Origin of the sequence: Azospirillum melinis (genome assembly GCF_013340935.1) — a bacterium.
In the GTDB taxonomy this organism is placed as follows: domain Bacteria; phylum Pseudomonadota; class Alphaproteobacteria; order Azospirillales; family Azospirillaceae; genus Azospirillum; species Azospirillum melinis.
Window position 1 is genome coordinate 1 of sequence record NZ_WHOS01000145.1, and the last position, 1,401, is coordinate 1,401.

Consider the following 1,401-nt stretch of genomic DNA (forward strand, 5'->3'; position numbering starts at 1 on the left):
GGACCGCCCCCCGAAGTTGAGACGCTTGTTAAATTGTTCCGGATTGGTCAGGCCACCAGGGCCGGGCGGCCGCCCGGCCCTGGTGGCGGGAAATTTTCCTCGAACTCGACCGGTGGGCTGTAGGCAAGGGCCGAGTGAAGGCGCTGGCGATTGTACACCTCGTCGATGAAGCGGTCGATGCAGGCCCTTGCCTGGGCGATGTCGGCATAACTGCGGCCATCAACCTCTTCGGTCTTGAGTGTTTTCATGAAGCTCTCCGCCATGGCATTGTCGTAAGGGCAGCCGACCCGGCTCATGCTTGGCTGGACGCCATGAGCCTCCAGGCGCCCGATGTAGGCCCGGCACGCATACTGGACGCCTCGGTCGGAGTGGTGAACCATCGGTCCTGCTCCACGTACGGCCAAGGCACCGTCGAGCGCCTCCAGCGCCAGTTCCGCCCGCAGATGATCGCCCAGTGCCCAGCCGATCACCCGGCGCGACCAAGCGTCCAGCACCACCGCCAAGTAGGCGAACGCCCCGCCCAACCGGACATAGGTGATGTCAGCCACCCACAGTTGGTTCGGTCCGCTCAACGCCAGGCGGCGCGCCACATTGGGCCAGACCGGAAAGTCATGACGGCTGTCCGTCGTCGCCGGGACGAACGATGCCCGACGCAGACACAGCAGGTTGTCCTCCCGCATCAGCCGCAGCACCCGCTTGTGGTTCACCAGCCGCCCCTCCCGGCGCAACAGCGCCGTGATCCGCCGGTAACCGTAATGCCGGTGTACCAGGGCAAGGCGCTGGACGGCGTCGCGCAGGTCCGTCTCCTCAGCCGACGGCGCCCGCTCCTGCCAATGCCGGTAAAAACCGGCCCGGCTCACCCCCGCCAACCGGCACATCCGGTCCACCGAAACTCTGCCTTGCCGCTGCGTCATCGCCTGGATGGCGGCATAGACGCCGTCTCGCCAGCCGCGCTCTTCGGCCGGCGTGATGCCTCGATACGCTGCAAGGCTTCGCTGAAAAAATCCAAATCAAGCTGCTGGCGCGCAACCGTCCGCTCAAGCTCCGATACCCACGCACGCACATCAGGCGCAAGCTGATCCAATGCTGCCTCCGCAGGCGCGCTCGGCGCCGGGCCCGCTGAAGGGCCTCCCTCTGCAGATCGAGACCGCCGATAGCCGCGTCGGCGGCCAGGACGACGCTCCAATCCAGCCTCACCCGCACGACCAAAAGCATCGCGCCAGCGGTAAATCTGCGCACGGAATACGCCAGCCTCTCGCTCAAGATCCGTTATCCGCTCGCCAGCTTCAAGCCGTCGAACCAGCGAAACCTTGAACTCCAAACTTCGCTTCTCTCCCATCGGTCCTCTCCATCAGAGAACCGGAACACTTTAACACTGTCTCAGTTTCAGGGGGCACTCCA

General features: G+C 64.8%; 2 protein-coding genes. Both read right to left on the reverse strand.

The window, feature by feature from the left end:
* Positions 1 to 47: 47 nt before the first annotated feature.
* A complete protein-coding gene (locus GBZ48_RS35840) occupies positions 48 to 914 on the reverse strand; it encodes an IS3 family transposase (RefSeq protein ID WP_174475372.1) in 867 nt (288 codons plus the stop codon).
* Positions 911 to 1,339, reverse strand: coding sequence for a helix-turn-helix domain-containing protein (locus tag GBZ48_RS37125; RefSeq protein WP_174475373.1), 429 nt, complete (start codon positions 1,337 to 1,339; stop codon positions 911 to 913). The genes GBZ48_RS35840 and GBZ48_RS37125 overlap by 4 nt, the downstream gene beginning before the upstream one ends.
* Between the last annotated feature and the right edge of the window lie 62 nt (positions 1,340 to 1,401).